The organism is Stutzerimonas stutzeri (assembly GCF_024448895.1).
GTDB classification, from domain to species: domain Bacteria; phylum Pseudomonadota; class Gammaproteobacteria; order Pseudomonadales; family Pseudomonadaceae; genus Stutzerimonas; species Stutzerimonas stutzeri_Q.
Genome location: NZ_JAMOIC010000006.1, coordinates 148,589 through 168,585 on the forward strand (window position 1 = coordinate 148,589; position 19,997 = coordinate 168,585).

At 57.5% G+C, this 19,997-nt stretch carries 19 protein-coding genes; 9 read left to right on the top strand and 10 right to left on the bottom strand.

What is annotated here, in order from left to right:
- Nucleotides 1–32: 32 nt before the first annotated feature.
- Nucleotides 33–1,691: a nitrite/sulfite reductase gene (locus tag NA619_RS09510; protein WP_255961611.1), complete on the top strand. Its 1,659-nt coding sequence runs from the start codon at nucleotides 33–35 to the stop codon at nucleotides 1,689–1,691.
- Nucleotides 1,675–2,175 (top strand): DUF934 domain-containing protein, encoded by a 501-nt coding sequence (locus NA619_RS09515; RefSeq protein WP_255961612.1) that lies wholly within the window; start codon nucleotides 1,675–1,677, stop codon nucleotides 2,173–2,175. The genes NA619_RS09510 and NA619_RS09515 overlap by 17 nt, the downstream gene beginning before the upstream one ends.
- Before the next feature lie 258 nt (nucleotides 2,176–2,433).
- Here NA619_RS09515 and NA619_RS09520 read toward each other — a convergent pair whose 3' ends face one another.
- Both NA619_RS09520 and sohB read right to left on the bottom strand, forming a co-directional pair.
- Nucleotides 2,434–3,426, bottom strand: a complete 993-nt coding sequence (locus NA619_RS09520; RefSeq protein ID WP_255961613.1) for a YhdH/YhfP family quinone oxidoreductase — start codon at nucleotides 3,424–3,426, stop codon at nucleotides 2,434–2,436.
- Nucleotides 3,427–3,437: 11 nt separating this feature from the next.
- On the bottom strand, nucleotides 3,438–4,463 hold the full coding sequence (sohB, locus tag NA619_RS09525; protein WP_255961614.1) for a protease SohB: 1,026 nt from the start codon (nucleotides 4,461–4,463) through the stop codon (nucleotides 3,438–3,440).
- 181 nt (nucleotides 4,464–4,644) lie between these two features.
- On the opposite strand from sohB, the gene NA619_RS09530 reads away from it, so the two are divergent.
- From NA619_RS09530 to NA619_RS09545, 4 genes are all read left to right on the top strand, one after another.
- A complete protein-coding gene (locus NA619_RS09530) occupies nucleotides 4,645–5,358 on the top strand; it encodes a histidine phosphatase family protein (RefSeq protein ID WP_255961615.1) in 714 nt (237 codons plus the stop codon).
- 64 nt (nucleotides 5,359–5,422) lie between these two features.
- The gene (locus NA619_RS09535; protein ID WP_045427587.1) at nucleotides 5,423–5,737 is read left to right on the top strand and encodes an SCP2 sterol-binding domain-containing protein; all 315 of its coding nucleotides are present in this window, start codon (nucleotides 5,423–5,425) and stop codon (nucleotides 5,735–5,737) included.
- Nucleotides 5,738–5,978: 241 nt separating this feature from the next.
- Nucleotides 5,979–7,046, top strand: a complete 1,068-nt coding sequence (locus NA619_RS09540; protein WP_255961616.1) for a phosphotransferase family protein — start codon at nucleotides 5,979–5,981, stop codon at nucleotides 7,044–7,046.
- 26 nt (nucleotides 7,047–7,072) lie between these two features.
- Entirely contained in the window at nucleotides 7,073–7,840 is a 768-nt protein-coding gene (locus NA619_RS09545; RefSeq protein WP_255961617.1) for an SDR family oxidoreductase, read from the top strand.
- 78 nt (nucleotides 7,841–7,918) lie between these two features.
- On the opposite strand, the gene NA619_RS09550 is transcribed toward NA619_RS09545, so the two are convergent.
- A complete protein-coding gene (locus tag NA619_RS09550) occupies nucleotides 7,919–8,566 on the bottom strand; it encodes a hypothetical protein (protein ID WP_255961618.1) in 648 nt (215 codons plus the stop codon).
- 212 nt (nucleotides 8,567–8,778) lie between these two features.
- On the opposite strand from NA619_RS09550, the gene NA619_RS09555 reads away from it, so the two are divergent.
- Nucleotides 8,779–9,561: a TSUP family transporter gene (locus NA619_RS09555; RefSeq protein ID WP_255961619.1), complete on the top strand. Its 783-nt coding sequence runs from the start codon at nucleotides 8,779–8,781 to the stop codon at nucleotides 9,559–9,561.
- Here NA619_RS09555 and nudC read toward each other — a convergent pair.
- The 7 genes from nudC to NA619_RS09590 form a co-directional block, all read right to left on the bottom strand.
- Entirely contained in the window at nucleotides 9,529–10,362 is an 834-nt protein-coding gene (nudC, locus tag NA619_RS09560; RefSeq protein WP_255961620.1) for an NAD(+) diphosphatase, read from the bottom strand. The genes NA619_RS09555 and nudC overlap by 33 nt on opposite strands.
- The gene (locus tag NA619_RS09565; RefSeq protein WP_255961621.1) at nucleotides 10,362–12,044 is read right to left on the bottom strand and encodes a ferrous iron transporter B; all 1,683 of its coding nucleotides are present in this window, start codon (nucleotides 12,042–12,044) and stop codon (nucleotides 10,362–10,364) included. Before NA619_RS09565 ends, nudC begins: the two co-directional genes overlap by 1 nt.
- 37 nt (nucleotides 12,045–12,081) lie before the next feature.
- Nucleotides 12,082–12,894 (bottom strand): crotonase/enoyl-CoA hydratase family protein, encoded by an 813-nt coding sequence (locus NA619_RS09570; RefSeq protein WP_255961622.1) that lies wholly within the window; start codon nucleotides 12,892–12,894, stop codon nucleotides 12,082–12,084.
- A gap of 194 nt (nucleotides 12,895–13,088) precedes the next feature.
- Nucleotides 13,089–15,341, bottom strand: coding sequence for an Orn/Lys/Arg decarboxylase N-terminal domain-containing protein (locus NA619_RS09575; RefSeq protein ID WP_255961623.1), 2,253 nt, complete (start codon nucleotides 15,339–15,341; stop codon nucleotides 13,089–13,091).
- Nucleotides 15,342–15,454: 113 nt separating this feature from the next.
- Nucleotides 15,455–16,216 carry a DNA polymerase III subunit epsilon gene (gene dnaQ / locus NA619_RS09580; protein ID WP_255961624.1) on the bottom strand — a complete coding sequence of 254 codons (762 nt, stop codon included), beginning with the start codon at nucleotides 16,214–16,216 and terminating at the stop codon, nucleotides 15,455–15,457.
- 12 nt (nucleotides 16,217–16,228) lie between these two features.
- Nucleotides 16,229–16,681 carry a ribonuclease HI gene (gene rnhA, locus NA619_RS09585; RefSeq protein WP_255961625.1) on the bottom strand — a complete coding sequence of 151 codons (453 nt, stop codon included), beginning with the start codon at nucleotides 16,679–16,681 and terminating at the stop codon, nucleotides 16,229–16,231.
- Between the two features lie 14 nt (nucleotides 16,682–16,695).
- Nucleotides 16,696–17,454: a class I SAM-dependent methyltransferase gene (locus tag NA619_RS09590; RefSeq protein WP_255961626.1), complete on the bottom strand. Its 759-nt coding sequence runs from the start codon at nucleotides 17,452–17,454 to the stop codon at nucleotides 16,696–16,698.
- Between the two features lie 112 nt (nucleotides 17,455–17,566).
- On the opposite strand from NA619_RS09590, the gene gloB reads away from it, so the two are divergent.
- Both gloB and NA619_RS09600 read left to right on the top strand, forming a co-directional pair.
- On the top strand, nucleotides 17,567–18,346 hold the full coding sequence (gloB, locus tag NA619_RS09595) for a hydroxyacylglutathione hydrolase (RefSeq protein ID WP_255961627.1): 780 nt from the start codon (nucleotides 17,567–17,569) through the stop codon (nucleotides 18,344–18,346).
- Nucleotides 18,347–18,446: 100 nt separating this feature from the next.
- Entirely contained in the window at nucleotides 18,447–19,997 is a 1,551-nt protein-coding gene (locus NA619_RS09600) for a LysM peptidoglycan-binding domain-containing protein (protein WP_255961628.1), read from the top strand.

Sequence of the window (19,997 nt, forward strand, 5' to 3'; positions counted from 1 at the left end):
AAGCTGTAAACAGCCTGCAAACAGGACATTTCATGTACGTATACGACCAGTATGACCAACACATCATCGAGGATCGCGTGCGTCAGTTCCGTGACCAGATTCGCCGCTATCTGGCTGGCGAACTGACTGACGCTGAACTGCTGCCCCTTCGCCTGCAAAACGGTCTGTATATCCAGCGCTACGCGCCCATGCTGCGCATTGCCGTGCCCTACGGGCTGATGTCTTCCACTCAGATTCGTAAACTTGCGGATATCACCCGCAAGTACGACAAGGGCTATGCCCACATCAGCACCCGAACCAATGTGCAGCTCAACTGGCCCGAACTTGAGGATGTACCTGACATCCTTGCTGAACTGGCGACGGTGCAGATGCATGCCATCCAGACCAGCGGCAACTGTATTCGCAACACCACCACCGATCAGTTCGCAGGTGTAGCCAAAGACGAGCTCGTCGACCCCCGTCCCTGGTGCGAAATCATTCGCCAGTGGTCGACCTTCCATCCCGAATTCGCATTCCTGCCGCGCAAGTTCAAGATTGCGGTAAACGGCGCCGTTAGCGACCGTGCAGCAATCGAGGTTCATGACATTGGCCTTGAGGCAGTAAAAAATGATGCAGGTGAGCTAGGCTTCCGTGTTTCCGTTGGTGGCGGCCTCGGGCGCACGCCGATCGTGGGGAGCTTCATTAACGAGTTTCTGCCCTGGCAGCACCTGCTGACCTACCTTGACGCCATCTTGCGTGTGTACAACCGCTACGGGCGTCGCGACAACAAGTTCAAGGCGCGCATCAAGATCCTGGTCAAGGCACTTACGCCGGAAGTCTTCGCTGAACGTGTTGAAGCCGAATGGTCCTACCTGAAGGACGGCCTCAATACCCTGACTGAAGATGAAGTCGAGCGTGTGAGCAAGTTCTTCATCGATCCGGCCTATAAGGCTCTGGATGATCAGGACGCCGTACTTGCTCAGCTGGACGCTGAACACCCCGGATTTGCGCGCTGGCGCCAACGCAACGTGGTTGCACACAAGAAGCCCGGCTACGCGGCCGTGACCCTGTCTTTGAAGAGCACCGGCGTGGCTCCCGGCGATGTGACCGACAGGCAGCTCGATACCATCGCCGAGCTGGCTGATCGTTACAGTTTTGGCGAAGTGCGTAACTCGCACGAGCAGAACATGATCCTGGCGGACGTAGAGCAGTCGCGACTGTTCGAACTGTGGCACGAATTGCGCGACCTCGGCGTTGCCACGCCCAACATCGGATTGCTGACCGACATCATCTGCTGCCCTGGCGGTGATTTCTGCTCGCTCGCCAATGCCAAGTCGATCCCGATTGCCGAAGCCATCCAACGCCGCTTCGACGACATGGACTACCTGTTCGACATCGGTGACATCGACCTGAACATTTCGGGATGCATGAACGCATGTGGCCACCACCATGTGGGCCACATCGGCATCCTCGGCGTCGACAAGAAAGGCGCAGAGTTCTATCAGGTATCACTCGGCGGCAGCTCCGGCCGCAAAGCAACCCTTGGCCAGATACTCGGCCCGTCCTTTGCGCAGGACGTGATGCCCGATGTGATTGAAAAGGTCATCGGCGTCTATGTGGAGCACCGTACTGAAGATGAACAGTTTCTCGACACTTTCCGCCGAATTGGCATCGACCCCTTCAAGGAGCGCGTCTATGCAGCGAATCATTAAGGACGGCCAGGTCATCGACGAGACCTGGCATTTGCTGCCAAAGGACGTAACGCTTGACGGCCTTTCCAATTGTGACGACCTGATCGTGCCATTTCAGTTGTGGCTTGATCATGCCCATGCCTTGAAAGCGCGCGATGGCGGCCTGGGTATCTGGTTGGACTCTGACGAAGCCGTTGAGGAAATCGCCGATGACCTGGAGCATTTCCAGGTCGTCGCCTTGAACTTCCCCGCCTTCACAGATGGCCGCCATTACTCCAGCGCACGCCTGCTGCGAGACCGCTACGGTTATAAAGGCGAAGTCCGTGCTATCGGTGATGTGCTTCGTGATCAGCTGTTCTATATGCGCCGTTGCGGCTTCGATGCTTTTGCCGTGCGACCGGATCGGGATCCATACGATGCGCTGGAAGGCCTGAAGGATTTTTCCGTCACTTACCAGCCAGCCGCGGACGAACCGCTCCCACTCTTCCGTCGTAGACAGGGCTGACTTGATCCGATGACAAAAAAACCCGCCTTTCGGCGGGTTTCTTTTATCTCAGCAATACATCCAGAAGTTCGGATGATCGGTTTGGACGTCGTCCACTGGTAGTTTTTTGCCGAGAGTTTCTTTGATTTTCTCTGCCAAAGCTTTCATGAGGTTTCTCTGCTGCGTTTGAGTGACGTTAGCTTCACTCAATCGATCGCAAACCCAAATCGCTTTTAGCTATCTTTGTAATAGGTGACAAAGCTGCACCAGTTAAACCTGTTAATCGAGTCGGACCAGCATCCGTCCGGTTTGCTGGCCAGCCAGGATTCGCTCGATCGCAACGGGGAGCTCCTCTAGCGGAATCTCTTGCACCAGGTCATTGAGATTCGGCAGCTTCCATTGCACTGAAAGCTTGTCCCACATCGATGCCTTCACGACTAATGGAATCTCCACTGAGTCGACACCCAGGAGGTTCACGCCGCGCAGGATGAACGGAAGCACGCTGCCTTGAAAGCCAGTACCGGCAGTCAACCCGCAACACGACACACTCGCGCCGCGCCGCAAGGACTTCACCACATTGAAGAGAATATCACCGCCTACCGTATCGACAGCTCCTGCCCACTGCTCTTTCAACAATGGCTTCTCGGTACCGGCCTGAAGCGCACTTCGCTCAACGATCTGCTTCGCGCCCAGCCGGGTTAGAAATTCTGCCTGATCTGCTTTGCCCGTCACGGCCGCCACGTTGTAGCCGAGCTGAGATAAAAGCGCGACTGCGACGCTGCCGACTCCACCAGTCGCCCCGGTAACCAGTATCTCGCCTTCGCCTGGCTCCAGGCCGGCCTGTTCAAGCTTGTCGATGCAGAGGGCTGCCGTCAGCCCGGCAGTACCGAGCGCCATCGCTTCGCGCAACGAAAGACCCGCGGGACGCTTGATGACCCATGCAGCCGGCACCCTGATGTATTGGCCAAAACCTCCAGCGGTGTTCATACCGAGGTCATACCCGGTGACGATGACCTCATCTCCATTGCCAAATTCGGCAACGCTTGATTCGGCCACTGTGCCTGCCGCATCAATGCCAGGCGTATGAGGGAAGTTGCGAGTCACTCCACGATTGCCGCTCGCTGAAAGCGCGTCCTTGTAGTTGAGCGATGAATAGCTGACGCGAATCAGTACCTCGCCAGCCGGCAGATCGTTGATGTCTCGCTCGATGATCCGCGTCTCGAAACGCCCTTCTTCTTTTTCACTGGTCTGCAGGGCCTTGAAGCTAGTCATCAGTAATCCTCTTATTGCCAGAATCGTTGTTCGTTTAGCCGCGTCCAGCCTTTCAGAACCGTGCTCTCCAGTGCGGTGCTCGCGGCCATGCCGAAGCGCTCGGGAAGGCTTTTCTTCTCCGCAAAATGCAGCTGAAAAAGATCTGCTTCACGAGCGCGGGCAGCCAGGTATTCGTCACTGGTCATCAATTCGTCGACCAGCTGTTTACCAAGTGCTGCTATACCAAGCCAGACTTCTCCGGTGGCGACATCATCAATGGACAGCTGCTGGCGGTAACGTGCAACGAAGTTCTTGAACAGTTCGTGAGTGGTTTCGAGATCGTCCTGGAATTTCTCCCGCCCCTTTTCAGTGTTTTCTCCGAAAATGGTCAGGGTCCGCTTGTACTCGCCCGCGGTCAGCACCTCGACATCGACATCGTGTTTTTTGAGCAGACGGTGCACGTTAGGGAGCTGCGCAACGACGCCAATGGAACCAAGAATCGCAAAAGGCGCGCTCAGTATCTTCTGCCCAATGCAGGCCATCATATAACCGCCACTGGCAGCCACTTTGTCGACACATACCGTCAGGGGCACGCCTGCATCCCGGATACGGACCAATTGCGAAGCTGCAAGCCCGTATCCGTGGACCATGCCGCCGCCACTTTCCAGGCGCAGCACAACCTCGTCCTGCGGTGTCGCCAGCGTAAGCAGCGCAGTGATTTCATGACGCAGGTTCTCTACCGCCGAAGCCTTGATGTCACCATCGAAATCCAGTACGAAAACACGTGGACGGTTTTCGGGACTTTTCTTCGCCAGCTTGGCCGCCTTGGCTTCCCGCTTGCGCTGCAGCTTGAGCTGGTCTTTTTCGATCAGTGACTGCTCGAGACGCTCACGCATGGATTTATAGAAGTCGTTCAGCTTGTGGACTTCCAGATGGCCGCCACCTTGCTTGCCTCGTCCACGTCTCAGAGAAGCAATTGCGATGAGTACTATCAGTACCGCTGCTACCAGCGTAACGGTCTTGGCCAAAAAGCTTGCATAGTCAGCAAGAAATTCCACGGATCCCCCTTGGGTTAACTACTGCGCCAGCGGAACAGTTCGCATTGGCTCGATTGGGCAAGCATACCGATTGCATGACCGACTGAGCCAGCGATGGCAATTCAAACGAACGTATGATTTATCGTTGACACTCCGTGGTGATCCCCCTACCCTCGCGAAAACTGGGGTCCCGGAGCAGAACATGGGCAGTATCTACCTGATCAGACACGGTCAGGCCTCATTTGGCGCCGAAAATTATGACGTTCTGTCACCGCTCGGTTTTCGGCAGGCCGCCGCTCTAGGTGATCATCTCGACCAGCTGGGCATACGTTTCGACCGCTGTTTCAGCGGAGAGTTGAACCGTCAACAGGACACCGCGCGGGCGACACTCGAGCGAATGGCTTCGACTGACCACAGCCTGCAGCCAAACCTGGAAATCGACTCGGCATTCAACGAATTTCATGCTGATGAAGTTATTCGCGCTCACATCGAGGATCTGTTGGCGGTCGAGCCTGACGCCATGCAGATATTTCGCAACGCTGCCAGCCACAGAGCAGAATTTCAGCGACTGTTCCGATACATCATCCAGCGTTGGGTTTCGGGTGACCACGAAAAGGAAGGCCTTGAAAGTTGGCAAAGCTTTCTTGATCGCGTGCAAGCCGGCCTGAAGCGCTTGATCGACCAGGCGGAGAAGAAGGATCAAATCGCTGTGTTCACCTCAGGCGGAACCATCACTGCTCTGCTGCAACTGATCGTCGGTGTGCCCGCCATAAACGCATTCGAACTCAACTGGCAGATCGTGAACACATCGGTCAGCCGCCTGAAGTTTCGTGATCAGGAGGTGACGTTGGCTTCATTCAACAGTCACACCCATCTCGAGCTGCTGAAAAATCCGGAGCTGGTCACGTACCGATGAGCTCCAGCCAAACGCGGCCAAGGGCTGCATGTTTTTCCACGACAACAAACAAAGGGACAATCCGATGAGCAACGTCGACGAAACCATCCAGGGTATGAAGGCCAAGTTCAATCCAAGTGCTGCGGCCGGCCTGGACCTGGTTTTCCAGTTCAACATCACCGATGCCGAAAATTACTATCTGGTCGTTAAGGACGGCACCTGCGATTTCCATAAAGGCGAGTCCGCCGATGCCAACGTTACACTGATCATGGACAGCGAAACCATGCAAGGCGTCATCAGCGGCGAGACTGACGGTATGCAGGCATTCATGGCCGGAAAGCTGCGCGCTGAAGGTGACATGATGCTCGCGTTGAAATTGAGCGAACTGTTTCCAGCCTGATTGTCAGGTGCTAAAGAAAGACCGAAGTCCTGCGACTTCGGTTTTTTTATGCGCTTTTTTAATGATTTTCGAGCATCAAGCAGCTTGATCACCCGGCAACACCCTGACCAATAACAGCCAAGTTTGCTTGGTCTGTCGTGGGCACACGATTAGATTTACCAGCGCCGTATGGTTCGTCGGCGCTTCGCGCGATAACAGCGACACCGGCTAACCAAAGCACCGATTATAAGAAGGGATAAGCATGGCGCTAACAGATCAGACCAGCCACGTACGGGCCGGTGAAGAGCTGCCTACCGAGGTCATCGACCAGTATTTGAAAGCCCATATCTCAAGGCTAAGCGGCAGTCCGAATATTTCTCAGTTCCCGGGTGGCGCATCGAATCTGACCTATTTGCTGGAGTACCCGAGCCAGGAGCTGGTACTTCGGCGGCCTCCTTTTGGCCACAAAGCAAAATCCGCCCATGATATGGGCCGCGAATATCGAATTCTCAATCAGCTAAATGCAGGCTTCCCGTATTGCCCGAAGGCCTACGTGCATTGCACCGACGAGGCGCTGATCGGAGCGGAGTTCTATGTCATGGAGCGCGTCAAGGGCATCATTCTTCGAGAAGACATGCCTGCAGAGCTTGGCTTCAGCGCCGGCCAGACCACCGCGCTATGCAAGAGCTTCATCGACAAGTTCGTGGAACTGCACAACGTTGACTACAAGGCCTGCGGTCTTGGCGATCTGGGCAAGCCCGAGGGCTACGTACAGCGCCAGATAGAAGGCTGGATAGATCGCTACGAGCGCGCAGCGACCTCCGATGCGCCCGGCTGGGCACCGGTCAAAGAGTGGCTACGGGACAAGATGCCCGAGGATCACCCCAAGCCCGGTATCGTCCATAACGACTACCGTCTCGACAACGTCATTCTCAACCCGGATAACCCGATGGAAATCATCGGCGTGCTGGATTGGGAGATGACTACGATCGGTGATCCCCTGATGGATCTCGGTAATACGCTCGCCTACTGGATCGAAGCGACTGATCCCGCCCCGATGCAACTGATCCGCAGGCAGCCCAGTAACGCGCCAGGCATGCTTACGCGTCAGCAGTTCGTCGAGTACTACGCCGAGCAGGCAGGTATCCGTATCGACAACTTCGACTACTACTACACCTATGGCCTGTTTCGGCTGGCGGCAATTGTTCAGCAGATCTATTACCGGTATTTCCACGGCCAGACCCAGGACAAACGATTCGCTAAATTCGTGCAAATGAATGCCCTGCTTGAGCAGGTAAGCCTGCACGTCATCAACAATTCGAAGCTGTAAGACAGCTCACCATAAGGAATCGCCCCATGAGCAAGACCAATCTATTCGATCTCGACGGCAAGATCGCCTTCGTCTCCGGAGCCAGCCGTGGTATTGGAGAAGCGATCGCCAAGCTTCTGGCCCAGCAAGGCGCGCACGTAATCGTCTCCAGCCGCAAAATCGATGGCTGTCAGGCTGTTGCGGATGCAATCGTCGCAGCGGGTGGAAAGGCCACTGCGGTGGCCTGTCATATTGGCGAGCTGGAGCAAATCCAGGCGGTCTTTGCCCAGATCCGTGAGCAGTTCGGCCGACTGGATATCCTGGTCAACAACGCAGCTACCAACCCACAGTTCTGCCATATCCTGGATACCGATGCTTCTGCATTTCAGAAGACTGTCGACGTGAACATCCGTGGCTACTTCTTCATGTCGGTCGAAGCGGGCAAGCTGATGCGTGAGCACGGCGGCGGCAGCATCATCAACGTTGCATCCATCAACGGTGTAACGCCGGGCAATTTCCAGGGTATCTATTCGGTCACCAAGGCAGCAGTCATCAACATGACTAAGGCGTTCGCCAAGGAATGCGCTGCTCAAGGCATTCGATGCAATGCGCTGTTACCGGGCTTGACGGATACCAAGTTCGCTTCGGCGCTGGTCAAGAACGACTCTATTCGCGAAGAAGCTCTGCGCCATATCCCACTGCACCGGGTCGCCGATCCAAGCGAAATGGCCGGAGCTGTGCTCTATCTCGCCAGCGACGCATCGAGCTACACCACTGGGTTGTCGCTCAATGTGGATGGCGGCTATCTCGCCTGAGTAGTCCATACGAAGAAAGGGAACCCTCGGGTTCCCTTTCTTGTTTCAGCGCTTCTTGTTTCAGCACCAAGGGCCATGTTACCAGTCCTTCAACGCTCGCTCGGCTGCAGCGTTTGCCGGCTTGGCCAGCAGTCCCGTCGGCGCCATCTCGACCTTGTATTCGGCACCATCGGCAATCGGCAGAAAACTGACGCGTCGCGGCTGCGCCTCGATCAGCAGTGGTGTGCACTGACAACTCTGCAACCAACGCCAGAAGTCGACTCCCGCTCGACTGTTCGCCAGTGCTACGTTGGGATGCCGCAGATGATCTTGTTGCTCGACAGCGAGGTAGCGACCAGAGAGTTTCTCCAACCGATAGCCGGGCTCGAGCCCTATCAAGGTTGCGATGCCTTTCCAATGCAGCGCGCGTAGATCGAGCTGCCACAGATCGCCTTCCAGCGTAACGAAGCGAACCTTCTGCCCCTCCTCCATCCTCACCTGATACCGCTGCTGCCCATCGGCTTTGAAGGACAGCGAGACCAGCGGCGTGCCGATCTTGAGAGGCTGGTAGGTTGTAAGGTCCCAGGCGATCAGCCCGACCAGAGCGGCTAACCCCAGGACCAGCATTCCAAAGGTGCCGCGCAACCAGCCGAGCAGCCAGTGCCCACCAGCCAGCATACGCACCGCGATCAACGCAGTGAGCAGCGCAACTAGCGCGACAACCACCGCAAGCCCCAGATATTGCATTGACCGCCTTCCCAATTAATACGACGGCCCATTATCGGTAGCGTATCGGAGCCCAGCCACAGCAAGTTCAGAACACTGGAGACGAGTCGACATTCTGCTTTCGCAACGTATGTCCGACGTTGATTGATGCAAATCACGCTACGGCGATTGGCTTGTGGGTGCGCCACCGGCATTATGCTTCGCTGTTCTGCCCTCTCGTCTTGAGTCGCTGTATGCCGATCTTTGAAGTTACCGCCGATCCGCTGGTTCTGATTGTGCTGATGCTCGTTGCCTTTCTGGCGGGCTTTATTGATGCAATTGCGGGTGGAGGCGGCCTCTTGACCCTGCCGGCATTGCTCACGGCTGGCCTGCCGCCTCACCTGGTCCTCGGCACAAACAAGCTGTGCGCAACCTTTGGTTCGGCCACGGCGAGTTTTACGTTCTACCGCAGAAAATTGTTCGATCCCAGGCAATGGCGATTCGCGTTGTTAGCTACGGCTATAGGTGCAGCGCTAGGCGCTGGACTTGCGCACTGGATCCCAGCTCACTGGCTTAATCAGATGCTGCCTCTGATCGTTTTCGGCTGTGGGCTTTATCTGCTGTTCAGTCGGACGCCGACCGCACCGAGAGGCGTAGGAGCGACGATTGGCCAGCGTCGGCAGTGGCCTCAGGGATTGGCGCTGGGTTTCTACGATGGCGTCGCGGGACCTGGCACTGGCGCGTTCTGGACGGTCAGCAACATGCTGCTTTATCCGGTGGATCTGCTTAGGGCCAGCGGCGTGGCGCGCAGTATGAACTTCGTCAGCAACGCCATGGCACTCACTGTATTCATCATCAGTGGGCAGGTTGCATGGGCATTGGGTATCGGAATGGGCCTCGCCTTGATGGCAGGCGCCTATCTTGGTGCGCGCACGGCGATACAGGGAGGCTCTAAGTTCATCCGGCCGATATTCATATCGGTGGTGTTGGTGCTTAGTTTGAGGCTAGCCTGGCAACACTGGTTCGGCACGGCCTAAACGCCTCGCCAGATACAGCTCGATCAGGTAGCGCGCGATGGATTTAGCAGCTGGCAATTGGGGTAGATCGTGAATCGAGAACCAGCCAGCGTCCTCAATCTCTTCAGGCTGCATGACGATTTCACCCGACGCATATTCGGCATGGAATCCAAGCATAAGGGAATGGGGAAATGGCCAACCCTGACTGCAGATATATTGCGGCTCATGGATCGACACTCCAACCTCTTCATTCACCTCACGGCGAACGCACTGTTCGACCGACTCTCCAGGCTCAACGAAGCCCGCCAACGTGCTGTAAACACCTGAGGCGAATCGAGGGGATCGAGCCAATAGCAACTCATCACCTCGGGTAACCAGAACGATCATGCTGGGTGATATACGGGGGTAATGATGAATGCCGCAACTGTCGCACTGCATCGCCCGCTCTGTTAGATGCTGCCGCATCCGATGCCCGCAGCTGCCGCAGAAACGATGGTGGTTGGCCCAGGTACCAATCTGAGCAGCAAACCCGAGCATTCGAAATCTGTCGGAATCCTCGTCCTGCATCATGAACTGCCGCAGACCTTGCCACGCTGCGCCAGGCACTTCGACTGGGTGCGCAAGCTCAAGCAGGAATATCTGGTCACCGTCGAAGTAACCCAGCCCTTGTTCGCTCAACAGCGGTAGTTCGAGACGCTTCAGCCATGCCCTTGGAAAGAGCACTCCGCTCTCGTCGAACAGAAAGCCTTGCTGGCAATGCACTACCGCCCACCCACCCTCACCGGCGGGATCAAGCAATGCAGGTTGCCAGCGAAGACTCATTAGGCCGCCACCGGAAGCCCCAGGGCTCGAACACTTTCAGTTGCGATGTCGAGGACGCTGATGCGCGAATCGTCGCGCCGCAATATCGCGCCGCCGTCTAGGTAGTACTCAAGACTGGTCAAGGCATCGGCCAGGGTTTCGAGCAATTGCTCCGGAGGCATCTGCACGCCTTCGAGCATCTGTTTCTGGATGAACTCCGCACAAGCGCCTATCAGTTCGGCAGCACGGTCTTGCTCAAGAAAACGGAGCCCGCCACGGACAGCCATCAGGCTGAAGGGGACGTTAGCCAGGTGCAGTTTTTCCCCATTGGATTCCAGATAAGCCGTGATAGCGCGCTTGGCGAGTGCGAGGCCGGCAGTCGCCTCACCGATAACCACGATGCAGGCTTCCGCAAGCTGATGGTTGGCAAAGGCTTCGGCTTCATGGCCGGGCTGTACAACCTGTGGCCGTGTTTCACGGCGCTCGCCGCGCTCCAGACTGGCCACCATGCTTTCGACGTAGAGGACAGCGTCAGCCAGCTTGAGCAGCGCCTGCGAGTCTGGGAGCTGCTCGAGACTCCAGCCTGAAACCACCGGGAGCTGCGCTTGCAAGTTGCTGGAAGCGGATGACAGTCCCACCATGCCCAGTGTCTTGGCAAGCTTGCCAAGAAGGCTATGCAGAGTCCCATACGACTCAGCCGGCGCCGTCTGACGCTCTATGAGATCAAGCAGATCCTTGAGGCTGGCCAGCTCTTCGCGGATGGCAGAGGACAGCGAACGCATGACGGCTTGGCCAGGACCGGCCAGACGCTGCGATTCGTCCTCGAGCAGATGGTCGGTGAAAGGTAGCGAACCAAGCGAGAAGGTTTCCCGAACCTGTGTAGCCAGAGGGCCATTGCTTTCTGCAAGCGCAACCAGATAAAGCAACTCTTTCAGCAGCACCCGCGGCGGTTCATAGGCGGTGTTGCTGTAAAGCTGACGCAGCTCGCGATCCAGTCTTGAGAACAACTGTTTGCGAGACTGGCGCGGCAACAGCTGTCCATCCAACTGGGCTTCCAACGCTGCACTGCCCAGCCAGCACAGTCGTCCACCAGGGGTATTGGCAAACAGCAGATCAAGACGACTGAGCGCTCTGCCCATGAGCTTGAGACTTGCCTGAGCGTTATCCTCCCGAATGAATCCCAGCAAGCCGACCTGATACATCTGACGCAACCGGCGCGCTTCACTTGCGCGCACAGAAGGTTCGCGCACCGCTGCGGCAATCGGCGGGCGCAAATGATCTAGCCTGACGCTGAAGAAAAAGCTTTCGGGCAATGCCGACTGAGCACTGACACGCCGCAGGGCATTGATTGGCGGCAAAAGCAGCTCGGGCATTTCCTGGCGACTGGCGTCAACACTTTCCAGGTAGCGCCCGAGCACATAAAGCGCATTGCTCAGCGCTGCCAGCTGGCTGTCTCGCTCTTCGCCTGCACCGACGGGGATATCTGTCGCCAGTTGTAAAATTTCCTGCGCGAGCAGTTCTGCACCAGTCAACTCTATGAGTCGCAAGGTGCCGCGAACCTGCTTGAGGTTTTCAACGGCCTGCTGCAACAGGCTGCCGTTGTTTCGGTCGATGATGAAATGCTCGAGACTCTGCTCGGCTTCCTCCATGGTTGCGAAAAGCTCATCGCGGACCAGGCTCAGTGAAGTAGCTCCAGTAACCATGCCTAGCGCGCCTCCCGCGCAACGTTCAAATAATGCATCAGTCAGCGAAGTCCGGTTTCTGTTTGCTCATATGGGCAGCCATGGCGACCTTGAGGTCTGCTGACTGAAGCATTGCCGCATTCCAGGTAGCGATGTACTCCAATCCATCGTCCACTCTGTGATCGCGCATGTAACGGATCATCTCCTTGGTACCGCGAATTGCCACGGGTGACTTCGCTGCGATGTCTGCGGCCAGCGCGGAAACAGCAGCCGTAAGCGCTGCCTGATCGGCATAGGCCCGGTTGACCAGCCCGATGGCCTGCGCTTCCTGCCCTTCGACGGTACGGCCGGTATAGGCCAGTTCACGCATCATTCCATCACCGATGATTCTCGGTAAGCGCTGCAGCGTTCCAACGTCCGCCGCCATGCCCATGTCGATTTCCTTGATGGAAAACTGAGCATCAAGGGTGCAGTAACGCATGTCGCATGCTGCGATCAAGTCGATCGCACCACCAATGCAATATCCCTGGATTGCAGCGATAACCGGCTTGCGACAGTTATCGACAGCATTGAACGAGGCTTGGAGCTTGAGAATCTGGCGGCGCAATCGTTCGGCGTTACGTCCGACGTCAGGTCCCATCTGGGTAGCAGCTTGAGCCAGCAACTGCAGGTCGATACCTGCGGAGAAATGCTTGCCCTCGCCGGTTAACAGCACGACCCGAATCTCATCGGTATCGTCGATCCATTGGAAGATCTCGACGATCTCGCTCCAGAACGCGGCGTTCATGGCATTGACCTTGTCGGGCCGATTGATCGCCACATGGGCGACCTTATCCTTCAGCTCCACTCGGAATGCTTGGTATTCAGTCACGCTATCATCCTCGACAGCCGAGGCACCAAAGTGCCAGAAACAAGATGGACAGGCCCCGCAAGGGGGACTGCTCTCAGCCGAGCAACTATAGCAACAGCCTGATGAAAGTCGATGCGGGACGTTGTGATGCAGCCCACGACCTCGCGCATCATCGGCTTTGACAACCGCATTAACGGCCCCCGCCAGTCGCTGGCTTAGCTTTCAAGGATGCAATCGACGGTATACCTGGCCCCGTCGGGGTGATCCTCATGCTGCAAACCATGAACATCGGCATCGAAACCCGGGAACTGCTCGGCGAAACGCTGTGCGAAGGCAAGGTAATCGAGGATGGACCGGGTCTCAGGCGTGAATCGTTCGCCGGGCATGATCAGTGGAATACCAGGCGGATACGGCACAAGCATGACCGCAGCAATACGGCCTTCGAGCGCCTCGATCGGGACCGCCTCCACTTCACCCCTGACCAATTTGTCGTATGCATCAGCCGGCTTCAAGGCCAGCGCCGGTAACGCTGTGTACATCCGACGCATGGCTTTTGCCGTCGCGTTCTCTCGATAGCAATCGTGTAAGGAATCACACAGATCTTTCAGTCCCATGCTGACGTATCGATTTCCTCCCGCCTGAACGACGGTAGGCAGTGCATCGCATAAGGGCACGTTACTGTCGTAATGCCTTTTGAATTCCAGCAACTCAGTGAGCAACGTGCTCCATTTTCCTTTGGTGATCCCCATGGAGAACAGCACCAGGATCGAGTACAGCCCTGTCTTTTCGACAACAAGCCCCCGCTCCCAGAGAAACTTGCTGACGACCGCGGCAGGGATGCCCCGCTCACCCAGTTTCCCCCCGGCAGTGAGCCCCGGCGTGACCAGCGTGACCTTGATCGGATCGAGCAGTACATAGTCGTCCGCGACGTCACCGAAACCATGCCAGTCCGCTTCCGGCTCTAGCAGCCAATCGTTCGTGATCAGTTCATCAGTACCTTCCGCCGCGGGCGGCTGCCAGATGCTAAACCACCAGTCATCCGGCGCCAGATGCTGCCGCAGGTTGGCCAGAGCACGGCGAAAGCTCAAGGCTTCATCGAACGTTTCCTGGATCAACGAGCGGCCTGCCGGCCCTTCCATCATGGCTGACGCAACGTCCAGCGAAGCCAGAATGCCGTACTGTGGTGAGGTCGAGATATGCATCATGAACGCCTCATTGAAGCGATCACGATCGAGCTGCCGCTGTTCACTGTCGAGCACATGGATCATGGAAGCCTGGCTGAAAGCGGCGAGAACCTTGTGCGTCGAATGGGTTGTGAAGACCAGCGGACCCTGCTCACGGGTATCCATCCCATAGCGCCCGTCGTAGAACTCGTGAAAGGCAGCGTAGGCATACCAGGCCTCATCGAAATGCAGCACATCGACACTGTTTCCAAGGGTCCGCTTGATCAGATTGGCGTTGTAGCAAAGGCCGTCATAAGTGGAATTGGTGACCACGGCGAGCCTGACCCGCGACGTCCTGCCCCGCGCCAGGGGATTAGCGTCGATCTTGGCCTGGATTGATTCCGGTGAGAATTCCTCAAGCGGAATTGGCCCGATGATTCCGAGCTCGTTACGCGACGGCGTCAGATATAGCGGGATCGCGCCGGTCATGATGATGGAGTGCAATATCGACTTGTGGCAGTTGCGGTCCACCAGTACCAAGTCGTCCCGCGCGACCATCGAATGCCAGACGATCTTGTTGGCCGTGGAGGTGCCATTGATCACGAAGAACGTATGGTCTGCACCAAAATTGCGAGCAGCGCGCGCTTCGGCCGCGGCCAGCGGGCCGGTGTGGTCGAGCAGTGAGCCAAGCTCCGGCACCGACACAGACAGATCCGAACGAAGGGTATTTTCGCCAAAGAACTGGTGGAAGGCTTGGCCAACCGGGCTTTTTCGAAAGGCCACGCCACCGCCGTGGCCGGGAGTGTGCCAGGAATAGTTCGAGTCGCCAGTGTGCTGCACCAGCGCACGAAAGAACGGCGGAAGCAGACCATCAAGATAGCTGCGCGCCGCCCTGGCTACCTGCCGCGCCAGGAAGGGCACGGTGTCTTCGAACAGATAAAGCAGCCCGCGCAGCTCGTTCAGATCAGCCATCGCCTCGGCAGGAGCATTCTCGATGGTGATCTGTTCGCCTAACGCGAAGATAGGCAGCTGAGGAGCGCGTCGACGTGCGACCCGGATCAGCCCTACGACGTCCTGCAACAACCGTTGATTTTCACCAGCGCCTTCGGCGGCAACCAGAATGCAAGCCAGCCCGTGATGGGTAGAAGCAACGATACGTCCTTCGGCGGCACTGCCAGTGGGGAGGATATGAAAGCCATCCCGCTCGAGCTCGGCAGCAATTTCACGCACTCGCTCACCGGCGACGGTGTCGGCCTTGATGTCGCGATGAACGATGAGGATGGGGAATTTGAGGTCTTTGTACATGGGCGCTTCCTGGAGGCGTTCCACCCCAGCGTAGAACCTCCGCCCTCAAGCTCCAAGCGCGAAATATGATTTGCGCCTTGCTGATGCGGGGCATGCAGCCCCGCAATGAGAATCTACGCGGGCAATGCTTCACCCTGAATCTCGGCGGGTTGCTCCAGCTGAACCCAGAGTGGCGCCGCTCCAGCCGCCTTTTCGATTGCCTGCATGCGCGCTGCATGAGCCGCTATTTCATCTGCACTGGCGCGGATCACCAAGGTGCCTGGCCGATCGGCCGGCAGACGTCGGATCGGGGTGGCCTGTTGGCGGCCGCCGTTTTCGGAATCCGCACCTTCGCCAGCAAGGGACAGATTGGTCTGCCCGCCAGTCATGGTCAGGTATACGTCTGCAAGAATCTCGGCATCCAGCAGAGCGCCGTGCAGGTCGCGTCCGGAATTGTCCACGCCGTATCGTTTGCACAACGCATCGAGACTGTTGCGCTGTCCCGGATGGCGTTCGCGGGCCATCAACAGGGTGTCCAGAATGCCGCAATGGTCGCTGAGCTCTGCGCGATCCTGCTGGCCGAGCAGCGCAAATTCGTTGTTGATGAAGCCCACGTCAAACGCGGCGTTATGAATGATCAGCTGCGCGCCCTTGATGAATTCAAAGAACTCATCAGCCACTTCCTTGAACCTTGGTTTGTCGGTTAGGAACTCGTTGGTGATGCCGTGGACGGCGATAGCGCCTTCGTCAACCTCACGATCCGGCTGCAGGTATACGTGGTAATGCCGGCCCGTCAGGCGTCGACCTATGACTTCGACACAACCGATCTCGATGATCCGGTGGCCATCAGTCACCGGCATGCCAGTGGTTTCGGTGTCCAGTACTACGCTACGCATATCTCAACTCACTCACGCTGTTTGTCGTTTGGCCTGCACCACGCCGCGGTTGGCGAGAACATCGGCGCGCTCATTACCAGGATGGCCGGTATGTCCGCGAACCCACTGCCAGCTCACCTGATGGCGATTGACCTGCTCATCCAGTTGCCGCCACAGATCGGCATTCTTGACCGGCTGCTTGGCAGCTGTTTTCCAGCCACGCTTCTTCCAATTGGGCATCCAGTCGTTGATGCCCTGCATGACATACTGAGAGTCGGTCACCAGTTTCACCTGGCAAGGTCTTTTCAGTTCTTCCAGCGCGCGGATCGCGGCCATCAACTCCATGCGGTTGTTGGTGGTGTCCGCTTCGCCGCCCCAGAGTTCGCGCTCGACTCCTTTGTAGACGAGCAGCGCACCCCAGCCACCCGGCCCGGGATTGCCTTTGCAGGCCCCGTCCGTGTACACCTCAACCGTTTCTTCACTCATGAATGATCATTTGCCTATTGCTGTTCGGCGTCGCGGCGGCTGACTTTGGCAACCGGCATCGGCAGCAGCTGGCCCATGCGCTCACGACGACTCTGTCGCAGCGGTCGTAGACCGACCATGAGCTTGCGCGCTACCAAAAGATAAAAGCCACCAGTCGGCATCTGCAACCGGTCGCCAGCGACCTCGAGGCCGGAAAGACGCGCCCGCCACTGAGCCGAAGAAAGCGGCGGACAATAGCACCCGTAACGGCGTTTCTCCAGCGCGAATCCGAGCAGATTCAGCCAGTCTCCGACCCGTGAAGGACGAATGCAGCGCGCATGGCGAAGGGCCTTGCGGGACAGCAGACGGCTCGCGCCCCAGGGGCTCCAAGGATTGACGCCGACTATCACCAGATGCCCGCCCGGCCTGACACTGCGAGCGGCTTCGCGCAACAACGCGTGTGGCGAAAGACTGAAATCCAGACCGTGCTGCACCACTACGACATCGGCAGCATGCTCGCCGATCGGCCAGGACTGCTCTTCGCAGACGATCTCGACACCGGCGAGCGGCGGCCCCAGACGTACGCTGCGCTTGATCTTCTGTGGCTCGATAGCGCTGTTGGCAAAGGGGCCGTAATGCACCAGATAACTACCAAAGCAGCGCGACAGTTCCTGACTGATTACGCGCTGCTCCTGCTCCAGTAGCTGCCGTCCCGCTGGGCTGTCGAACCACGCACTGGCATCATTCATCAGCGACAGCCAACGCTCATCCGACTTGCTACAAGACTCACTCATGGCTTGCCTCCGGTCATCGGTTCGGCCGTATCCACGGGCCTTCTCGGTCGGTTCAACTTTTGGATTCGGCTGTTAGGATGCGCCTTTGCTAATGACTTGGCGACCCGTACCTATGATGCAGATAGAAGCTCTCCCCGCCTTTACCGACAATTACATATGGATGCTCCTGGATGTCGAGCGCCGTCTCTGCGTAGCAGTCGATCCGGGCGATGCAGGCCCCGTTCAGGCATGGATGGATGAGCACCCAGACTGGCGCCTGACCGACATCCTGACCACCCACCATCATCACGATCATGTGGGTGGCGTCGAACAGCTCAAAGGCCGATATGGCGCGACGGTTTACGGCCCGGCATCCGAGCGCATCCCCGGTCGAGACAATGCGCTAGTGGACGGACAGAACATTCGCATATTGGACCACGAGCTGCAGGTGATCGAGGTCCCCGGCCATACCAGCGGGCACATCGCTTACTTCCATTGCAACGCTGACGAGCCCTGGTTACTGAGCGGCGACACGCTCTTTGCAGCGGGTTGCGGGCGGCTTTTCGAAGGTACGCCGGAACAGATGTTCACCTCATTGCAAAGGCTGGCAGCTTTACCACCTTCCACCAAGGTGTATTGCGCCCACGAGTACACCTTGAGCAATCTGCGCTTCGCCCGAGCGGTCGAGCCGGACAACCAGGCCATTGCAAAACGTTTCGAAGATGTCACCCAATTGCGTGCCGTGGGGCGCATCACACTGCCCTCAGATCTGCATACCGAAAGGGCTACTAATCCCTTCTTGCGAAGCGGAGAAGCCACCGTAGCCGCTGCGGCAACCAGACACACGAGCCGTCAGCTCGATACGCCACAGGCCGTTTTCACGGCGTTGCGTGCATGGAAGGACAGCTTTTAACGAAGTTCGACCAGTACCCAAAAACCCTGAAGTCGGGTTGACCCACCGGAACGGCATTCCTACACTCCCCCGAATTTGCGCCATGGGAGCCCACCAGCCAATGCCGTCTGACTCTTCGAACAGCCCACATCCGGACGCCTTGGCAGCCTCCGGCAGGGCCCTGGCGCTGGCCATCTGTCTTGTAATCACAGGCTGCCAAACGACCGGTTCTCAAACGCCGGCTCAAACCGCCGTGCCGAAGCGACCTGCGCCACAGGTGCAGGAAACGCTTTGGCTGACAGCCAGCGAACCGACCCCTGCTACACACACCAACATATGGGACAGGGTCAGACAGGGATTCAAGCTGCAGGACCACCTCGACAGCAATCCTCGCATCGAGCAGCAACGGCTGCTGTTTGCGGCCCGATCGAATTCGATCGAAATCGCAAGTGAGCGCGGCGGCCCTTACATTCATTACATCGTCGAGCAACTCGAAGAGCGCGACATGCCGCTCGAGCTGGCACTACTGCCAATCATCGAAAGCGCCTACAACCCCTTCGCCTACTCTCCAGCTCAAGCGGTCGGGCTCTGGCAATTCATTCCTTCGACGGGCCGGCACTTCAATCTGCAGCAGACCAGCTGGTACGACGGGCGCCGCGATATCACCGCATCCACTGCCGCCGCCTTGCGCTACCTGACCTACCTGCACGGCCTGTTCAACGACGATTGGCTGCTCGCGCTAGCTGCCTATAACTCAGGCGAAGGCACTGTCAGCCGTGCCATAGAGCGAAATCAGAAGCTCGGCCTGCCTACTGATTACTGGAACCTGCCACTTCCGCGAGAGACTCAGGACTACGTACCAAAGCTCCTCGCCCTGTCGCAGATGGTGCAGACGCCTGAAGCATACGGCTTGGACCTGACTCCGATTGCCAATGAACCCTACTTTGAGGTGGTCGCGCTAAAGCAGCGGATGGACCTCGCCAGAGTCGCCGAGATGGCGGAGCTCGATGAAGACGAGATCTACCAGCTGAACCCGGCTTTTACCCGTCGCATAACCCTTGATGGACCTCAGCATCTCCTGGTCCCGAGCGCCAAAGCCGAGATGTTCGCCGCGAACCTGGCCCTGATGAAGCCGCAGGATCTGGTTGACTGGCAGCAGTATAAGGTACGCCCCGGCGATACTCTTGGTGCGATCGCCAACAGGCACAACCTGTCAGTCAACATCATCCGGGATCTCAACCGCCTGCGCAGCGACAGCCTGCAGATAGGACAGGTCTTGAGCCTTCCACAACCAGCCGGCACGAAGCAGTCCGCCGAGCTTCTTCATGCCGTGGCAAGAAGCCAACCGGCGCCACGCAGCTATCGGGTCCGCAAGGGAGACAGCCTTTGGGACATTGCCAAGAGCCAGAAAGTCTCGGTGCATGATCTACAGCAATGGAACAACCTGTCCGGCAGCACCCTGAAGGTAGGCCAGGCGCTGTTTCTTCAGGCAGCCGGCAGCAATCAAAAGGCCAAACCTGCTCCAACCTATTACAAGGTGAAGAAAGGCGACTCGCTTTACGAGATAGCCAAGCGCTTCAACGTTCAGATCAACAACCTTAAAACATGGAATCCGAGAGACAGCCAGAAGCTCAAACCGGGCCAAACGCTTACGCTCTATATTCCGCGTTAA

Excerpts from the sequence above, each read along its gene's own strand:
- NA619_RS09520 (WP_255961613.1), bottom strand. The coding sequence starts at position 3,426 with ATGACTAGCTTCAAGGCCCTGCAGACCAGTGAAAAAGAAGAAGGGCGT.
- rnhA (WP_255961625.1), bottom strand. The coding sequence starts at position 16,681 with ATGAGTGAAGAAACGGTTGAGGTGTACACGGACGGGGCCTGCAAAGGC.
- NA619_RS09535 (WP_045427587.1), top strand. The coding sequence starts at position 5,423 with ATGAGCAACGTCGACGAAACCATCCAGGGTATGAAGGCCAAGTTCAAT.
- NA619_RS09530 (WP_255961615.1), top strand. The coding sequence starts at position 4,645 with ATGGGCAGTATCTACCTGATCAGACACGGTCAGGCCTCATTTGGCGCC.
- gloB (WP_255961627.1), top strand. The coding sequence starts at position 17,567 with ATGATGCAGATAGAAGCTCTCCCCGCCTTTACCGACAATTACATATGG.
- NA619_RS09550 (WP_255961618.1), bottom strand. The coding sequence starts at position 8,566 with ATGCAATATCTGGGGCTTGCGGTGGTTGTCGCGCTAGTTGCGCTGCTC.
- NA619_RS09590 (WP_255961626.1), bottom strand. The coding sequence starts at position 17,454 with ATGAGTGAGTCTTGTAGCAAGTCGGATGAGCGTTGGCTGTCGCTGATG.
- nudC (WP_255961620.1), bottom strand. The coding sequence starts at position 10,362 with ATGAGTCTTCGCTGGCAACCTGCATTGCTTGATCCCGCCGGTGAGGGT.
- NA619_RS09515 (WP_255961612.1), top strand. The coding sequence starts at position 1,675 with ATGCAGCGAATCATTAAGGACGGCCAGGTCATCGACGAGACCTGGCAT.
- dnaQ (WP_255961624.1), bottom strand. The coding sequence starts at position 16,216 with ATGCGTAGCGTAGTACTGGACACCGAAACCACTGGCATGCCGGTGACT.
- NA619_RS09510 (WP_255961611.1), top strand. The coding sequence starts at position 33 with ATGTACGTATACGACCAGTATGACCAACACATCATCGAGGATCGCGTG.
- NA619_RS09575 (WP_255961623.1), bottom strand. The coding sequence starts at position 15,341 with ATGTACAAAGACCTCAAATTCCCCATCCTCATCGTTCATCGCGACATC.
- NA619_RS09600 (WP_255961628.1), top strand. The coding sequence starts at position 18,447 with ATGCCGTCTGACTCTTCGAACAGCCCACATCCGGACGCCTTGGCAGCC.
- NA619_RS09545 (WP_255961617.1), top strand. The coding sequence starts at position 7,073 with ATGAGCAAGACCAATCTATTCGATCTCGACGGCAAGATCGCCTTCGTC.
- NA619_RS09565 (WP_255961621.1), bottom strand. The coding sequence starts at position 12,044 with ATGGTTACTGGAGCTACTTCACTGAGCCTGGTCCGCGATGAGCTTTTC.
- NA619_RS09540 (WP_255961616.1), top strand. The coding sequence starts at position 5,979 with ATGGCGCTAACAGATCAGACCAGCCACGTACGGGCCGGTGAAGAGCTG.
- NA619_RS09555 (WP_255961619.1), top strand. The coding sequence starts at position 8,779 with ATGCCGATCTTTGAAGTTACCGCCGATCCGCTGGTTCTGATTGTGCTG.